This is a genomic window from Streptomyces sp. NPDC000941 (assembly GCF_053599555.1).
The window spans coordinates 1-6,973 of sequence record NZ_JBSFMM010000360.1 but is presented as its reverse complement, the minus strand read 5'-3'; the positions used below and the strand labels follow the sequence as shown (position 1 = coordinate 6,973).

The window sequence follows — 6,973 nt, the reverse complement described above, 5'->3', positions numbered from 1 at the left end:
CCCGCGCCCTCGCCTCCCAGGCCGCGGCGGTCGGGCACGACGCCGAGGGTCACCATCACGTCGCGGAAGTTGATCCCGGCCGCGCGCACCGCGATCCGCACCTGGCCGGGTGCGAGCGGCTCCAGCGCCTCGGGGCGTTCCTCCGGCACCACGTCGTCCACGGTTCCCGAGTGCTGCTCCGCCATGACCAGTTGCCAGGCCGCCGTGCCGACGGGCAGGGCGATGCCGGGGGTCGCGTCCAGGGCCGTGAGCCGTGGCACCAGCGTCGCGCCGTCGCGCAGCGCCAGCTGCCACTCGTCGGCGTCGAGCGCGGCGCGCAGCGCGTCAACGGCGTTGCCACCGCCGTGATCGAGCAGCGCGAACCGGCCCGGGTTCTCCGTGTGGGCGCTGCGCAGCAGGCCCCAGACGGCCGCCGCGTCGGGCTCGACGTCCGATGCCTCGTCCACGGCGACCGCGTCGCGTGTCACGACCACCAGCCGGGCGTCGGCCAGCCTCGGTTCGGCCAGCCACTCCTGAGCCGCCGTCAGCGTGTCGGCCACGGCGTTCCCGGCCACCAGGACGACGGGCGGCACGGGCGCGCCGTCGTCCAACGCCGCGACGAGCGCGCCGAGATCGGGGTAGTGGGTGAGCGAGTCGGCGAACACCTCGCCGAGCGCCGCCCAGCCGTCCGCCGGCGGTGCCTCGCGTCCGGCCGCGACCGGCAGCGCGGTCCAGCGCACGCGGTACAGCCCGTCGCTGCCGGACTCCGCCTTCCGCAGGCGTGCGGCGTCGATGGGCCGGGTGGTGATGGCGTCGGCGGTGAGGACGAGCTGGCCGGCGGGGTCGGTGAGGGTGAGCCGGTACTCGTGGTCGCCGCGCGGGGTGATGCGCACGCGGGCGTGGGTGGCCGCTGTGGCGTGGAGGGTGACGCCGCTCCAGGAGAAGGGGAGCCAGGTCTCGCCGGTGGGGTCGGCGGTCGCGATGGGCGGGTGGAGCGCGGCGTCGAGCAGCGCCGGGTGGAGGGCGAGGGCGTCGGTGGCCTCGCCGTCGGGGAGCGCGATCTCGGCGAGGAGGTCGTCGCCGTGGCGCCAGAGGACCTTCAGGCCCTGGTAGGCGGGGCCGTAGTGGTAGCCGCCCGCGGCGGCGCGCTCGTAGAAGCCGGTGACGTCGACGCGTTCGGCGCCCGGCGGCGGCCAGGCCTCCTCCGCCAGCGTCTCGGCCGTGGGCTGGCCGGTCGAGGGCTGGGTGGCGAGCGTCGCGCTGGCGTGGTGGGTCCACTCGGCCGAGGGGCGGGACCGGGGGCGGGTGTAGACGTCGAGGGTGCGATGGCCGCTGTCGTCGGGGGCGCCGACCATGACCTGGAGCGCGAGGGGATCGGTGGCGTCGAGGGTGAGGGGCTGCTGGAGGAGGAGTTCCTCGACGTGGTCGGCGGCGGTGTGGTCGGCGGCGTGGAGGGCCAGCTCCAGCAGCGCCGTGGCAGGCAGGAGCGTGGTGTCGGCGATGGCGTGTTCGGTCAGCCAGCCGGCGTGGTCGGCGGCGGGCACCTGCCCGGTGAGGAGGAGGCCGCCGTCGGCGAGCGGCGCGGTGGCGGTGAGGAGGGGGTGGGCCAGGGCGGTGCTGGCGGGGGCGGCGGGACCGGTGGGGGCGGGCGCGACCCAGAACGGCTGGCGCTGGAAGGGGTACGTCGGCAGGTCGACCGCGCGGGTCGCCGGTCCGTCGCCGAACCAGGGGCGCCAGTCGACGGGGGTGTGGGTGTGGAGGCGGGCGAGTGCGTGTGCCAGGGCCTCGGGTTCCGGGTGGGTGCGGGTGAGGGCCGGGATGAGGAGGGGCGGGTGCGCGAGCTCGTCCGCCAGCGCGTCCAGGGTGTTCTGGGTGGCGGGGGTCAGCACGGCGTCGGGGCCGATTTCGAGGTAGGCGGCGGTGTGCGGGGCGGTGTGGGCGATGGCGGGGTGGAAGTGGACGGGCTGGCGGACGTGCCGGACCCAGTAGTCGGGGCTGACGATCTCCTCGCCCGCCGGCTGCCCGGTGAGGTTGCTGATGAGGGGGATGGTGGGGGGCTGGAACCTGAGGTCGGCGATGGCCTGGTGGAAGCCGTCGAGTGCGGGCTCCATCAGCGGCGAGTGGAAGGCGTGGGAGACGGTGAGGGCCTTGGCCCGGCGGCCCTGCTGCTTCCAGTCCGCGGTGAGCTGGGCGACGAGGCCGGCGGGGCCCGAGATGACGGTGCTGGTGGGGGCGTTGAGGGCGGCGACGGTGACCTGGCCGTCGTGGGGGGCCAGGAGTTCGGCGGCCTCCTCGGCGGTGGCCTCCAGCGCGGTCATGGCGCCGCCGGGCGGCAGCGCGCCCAACGCGGTGGCGCGGGCGGCGACCAGGCGGCAGGCGTCCTGGAGCGAGAAGACCCCCGCCACGTGGGCGGCGGCGATCTCGCCGATGGAGTGGCCGATCACCGCGTCCGGGCGTAGGCCGTGGGCGCGCAGCAGCCGGGCCAGCGCGACCTGGAGGGCGAAGAGCCCGGCCTGGGTGTAGGTGGTGTGGTCCAGCAGGCCGGGGTCCGGCTCAAAGCGGAGCACGACGTCGGCGAGCGGGTGGTCGAGATGCGGGTCGAGGAGGGCGCAGACCTCGTCGAAGGCGTCGGCGAAGACGGGGAAGCGGGCGTGCAGTGCGGCGCCCATGCCGGGGCGTTGGCTCCCCTGGCCGGAGAACAGCCACACTGTCTGGCCTGCCGCGGGCGCCGCGGTGGCCGGTGGGGCGGTGACCAGGCGGGGGTGCGGCAGCCCTTCGGCCAGCGCGCCCAGCGCCGCCGTCAGCTCCGCGCGGTCGCCGCCCACGACCACGGCCCGGCGTTCGAAGGTGGCCCGGGTCGTGGCGAGGGACCAGCCGACGTCCCTGACCGGCAACTCCTCATCCGTGCCGAGGCGTTCGGCGAGCGCCGACGCCTGGGCGCGCAGCGCCTCCTCGCTGCGGGCGGACAGCGGCCACGGTACGACGCCGCCGGTGGCGTCGTCCGGCGCCGGTGCCGGCTCGTCGGGGCCCTGTTCGAGGATGAGGTGGGCGTTGGTGCCGGAGGCGCCGAAGGAGGAGACGGCGGCGCGGCGCGGACGCGCGCCGGTCTCCGGCCAGTCGGCGGGTTCGGTCAGCACCCGGACGTTGCCGCTGTCCCAGTCCACGTGCGGGGTCGGCGCGTCCACGTGGAGGCTGGCGGGCAGGCGGCCGTGGCGCAGCGCCATGATCGTCTTGATGACGCCCGCGATGCCCGCCGCCGCCTGGGTGTGGCCGAGGTTCGACTTGACCGACCCGATCCACAGGGGGCGGTCGTCGGCGCGCTCCTGGCCGTACGTCGCGAGCAGCGCCTGCGCCTCGATCGGGTCGCCGAGGGTGGTGCCGGTGCCGTGGGCCTCGACCGCGTCGATGTCAGCAGGGGACAGCCCGGCGCTGGCCAGGGCCTGGGTGATGACGCGTTGCTGGGAGGGGCCGTTGGGGGCGGTGAGGCCGTTGCTGGCGCCGTCCTGGTTGACGGCGGAGCCGCGGATGACGGCCAGCACCTGGTGGCCGTTGCGGCGGGCGTCGGAGAGGCGTTCCAGCAGCACGAGCCCCGAGCCTTCGCCGAACCCGGTGCCGTCGGCGGCGGCGGCGAACGGCTTGCACCGGCCGTCCGGGGCCAGGCCGCGCTGGCGGGAGAAGCCGGTGAAGACCTCGGGGGTGGCCAGCACGGTCACGCCGCCCGCCAGTGCCAGCTCGCACTCGCCCGCGCGCAGCGCCTGCGCTGCCATGTGCATCGCGACGAGCGAGGAGGAGCAGGCGGTGTCGACGGTGACGGCCGGGCCCTGGAGGCCGAGGGTGTAGGCGACGCGGCCGGAGATGACGCTGCCCGCGCTCGCCATCATGCCGTAGCCGTCGAGCCGGGGGTCGCCGGACGGCACGCCGGCGGCGTAGTCGTGGTACATGACGCCCGCGTAGACGCCGGTGAGGCTGTCCTTGAGGGTGTGCGGGTCGATCCCGGCCCGTTCCAGGACCTCCCAGGCCGTCTCCAGCAGCATCCGCTGCTGCGGGTCCATGGCCAGCGCCTCGCGGGGGTTGATACCGAAGAACGCGGCGTCGAAGGTCTCCGCGTCGTAGACGAACGCCCCTTGCGCGGCGTAGGTCGTGCCGGGGTGGTCGGGATCGGGGTGGAGCAGGCCCGCCGTGTCCCAGCCCCGGTTGGCGGGGAACGGGCCGAGCACGTGCCGCCCCTGAGCGACCAGTTCCCACAGGCCCTCGGGCGAGGTCACCCCGCCGGGGAAGCGGCAGGCCATCGCCACCACCGCGATCGGCTCGTCCGCCGCCGCCGCTCTCCTTCCCGGCGTCGGGGTGGCGTTGGCGGTGGCGGTGGCGGTCAAACGCTGGAGGAGGTGGTCGGCCAGGGTGCGGGGGGTGGGGTAGTCGAAGACGAGGGTGGCGGGCAGCCGCAGGCCGGTCGCGGCGGCCAGCCGGTTGCGCAGCTCGACGCCGGTGAGGGAGTCGAAGCCCAGCTCCTTGAACGCCGCCTCCTCGCGGATCGCCGCGTTGGTGGTGTGGCCGAGCACCACCGTCACCAGCTGGCGCACCGCCTGGAGCACGAGGGTGCGCTGCTCGTCGGGGTCGAGTCCGGCCAGCCGGGCGGGGAGCGCAGGACCGCCGCCCGCGTGGTGGAGGTCGGCGGCGCGGCGGCGGGCGGGCCGGGCCAGGGCGCGCAGCATCGCGGGGGCCTCGGGGCCGAGGCGGGTGGCGTCCAGGTCGGCCGCGACGACGAGGGGGTGGCCGGCGTGCAGCGCGGCGTCGAACAGGCGCAGGGCGTGCGGCGTGCTCACGGGGCGTGAGCCGGCGCCCGCCAGGCGGGCGAGGTCGGCCTGGGTGAGGTGTCCGGTCATGGCGGAGGTCTGCTGCCACAGCGTCCACGCCACGCTGGTGCCGGGCAGCCCGTCGGCGCGGCGGCGGGCGACCAGGGCGTCGCACCAGGCGTTGGCGGCGGCGTATCCGGCCTGCCCGGCGTTGCCCACCACCCCGGCGGCGGAGGAGAACACCACGAACATCCGCAGCGGCAGCCCGCGGGTGAGGGCGTGGAGGTTCCAGGCGCCCTCGACCTTCGGCGTCCAGACGCGGGCGAGGCGGTCGTCGTCCCACGCCGCGACGAGAGCGTCGTCGATCACGCCGGCGGCGTGGACCACGCCGATCGGCGGGTGGCCGGCGGGGAGCGCCGCGAGCGTGTCCGCGAGCGCGGCGTGGTCGGCGACGTCGACAGCCGCCACCTCCGCGTGGGCGCCCAACCCGGCCAGGCGCCGCAGGAGTCCGGCCGCCTCGGGGGCGTCGGCGCCCCGGCGGGAGAGCAGCAGCAGGCGTTCCGCGCCGTACGCGCGCACCAGGTGCTCGGCGATCAGGCCACCGAGCACGCCGGTGCCGCCGGAGATGACCACCGTGCCGCCGGAGAGGTCGGGGGCCTCGGCCGCGTCGGGTTCGGCGGCGGGCGTCAGACGGGGGACCGACACGGCGCCGTCCGGACCGATCGCGAGCTGCGGCTCGTCGGCGTCGAGCGCGCGCCGGACAGCCCCGGCCGGGCTCTCCCCGGCGCGGGGGTCGACCAGTGTGAACCGGCCCGGGTGCTCGGCCTGGACCGCGCGGACCAGGCCCGACACCGCCGGAGCCGAGGTGACCAGCACCAGCCGGGAGTCGAGCAGCCGCGGCTGGGCCAGCCACTCCTGGAGGAGCCGCAACGCGCGCCGGACGGCCGCCGGGTCCGTTTCCGCGTCCCTGTCGGTGTCCGGCGAGGCGAGGACCACCGGGGGCGCGGGCTCGCCCGCGTCCAGCGCGTCCAGCAGCGCCGCCACGTCGGCGTAACGGCGCCCGGCCGCCCCGGCGTTGCCCGTCGTGCCGAGGCTCGCCCAGGTCTCGCTGGGCTCGTCCGGCGCGGGCGCCTCAGCCGGCAGCGGCTGCCACTCCACCGTGTACAGGCCGCCGGCGGAGGGTGAACGCCGCTGGGCCGCCCGCAGCGCCTCGCCGTCGGCGGGGCGCATCGCGACCGCCTCGGCGCTGAACACGGGGGCGCCGGCCGCGTCCGCGACCACGACGCCCAGCTCCCGGCCGCCGTTGCCGCCGCCCCGGAGGCGGACGCGGACGTGGCGCGCGCCGGCGGCATGCAGGGTGACGCCGCTCCAGGTGAACGGCAGCCACAGCTGCCCCTCCTCTTGCCGTCCGCCCAGCGCCGCCGGGTGCAGCGTGGCGTCCAGCAGCGCCGGGTGGATGCCGAACTCGCCAGTGTCGGTGTCGGTGTCGGCGTCGGCGTCGGGCAGGGCCACCTCGGCGAGGAGGTCGGCGCCATGCCGCCACGCCGCCTGGACGCCCTGGAACGCCGAGCCGTACCGGTAACCGGCCGCCTCCGCACCCGCGTACAGCCCGCCGATGTCGAGCGGCTCGGCGCCCGGCGGGGGCCAGGCGCCCGCCAGTTCCATCCCGGCCGCATCGCCCGTGACGGGCGGGGCGAGCGTGCCCGTGGCGTGGACCGTCCAGCCGTCCACGGCGGCGGGGGCGGGCTGCGAGCAGATGCTGACGGCGCGGCGGCCCTCGCCGTCCGGGGCCTCCGCCAACACCTGCACGCGCAGCTCGCCCTCCGGGGAGAGGGTCAGCGGCAGCTGGAGCGTCAGCTCCTCCACCCCGCCGCAGCCCGACTCGTCGGCCGCCCGCAGCGCCCACTCGACCAGGGCCGCGCCGGGCAGCAACGCCACGTCCGCCACCTCGTGTTCGCCCAGCCAGCCGGCGTTCCCGGCCGCCGGGAGAACGCCGGTGAGCAGCACGCCGCCGTCCGCCAGGCCGGTGGCGGCCGACAGGTGCGGGTGGCCCACCGGCCGCAGGCCCGCCGCGCTGACGTCGCCGGCCGGGCGATCGCCCGCCATCCAGTAGCGCTGTCGTTGGAAGGGGTAGGTGGGGAGGTTGGGTGGTTCGGTGTCTGGGGCTGGTGGTGTGGGGAACCAGGTGTGCCAGTTGATGG

The 6,973-nt window shown here is 76.7% G+C and carries 1 protein-coding gene; it reads right to left on the bottom strand.

What is annotated here, in order from left to right:
- A partial coding sequence (locus tag ACWDSL_RS50715; protein WP_450496216.1) for a beta-ketoacyl synthase N-terminal-like domain-containing protein occupies nucleotides 1–6,973 on the bottom strand: 6,973 nt, incomplete at both ends.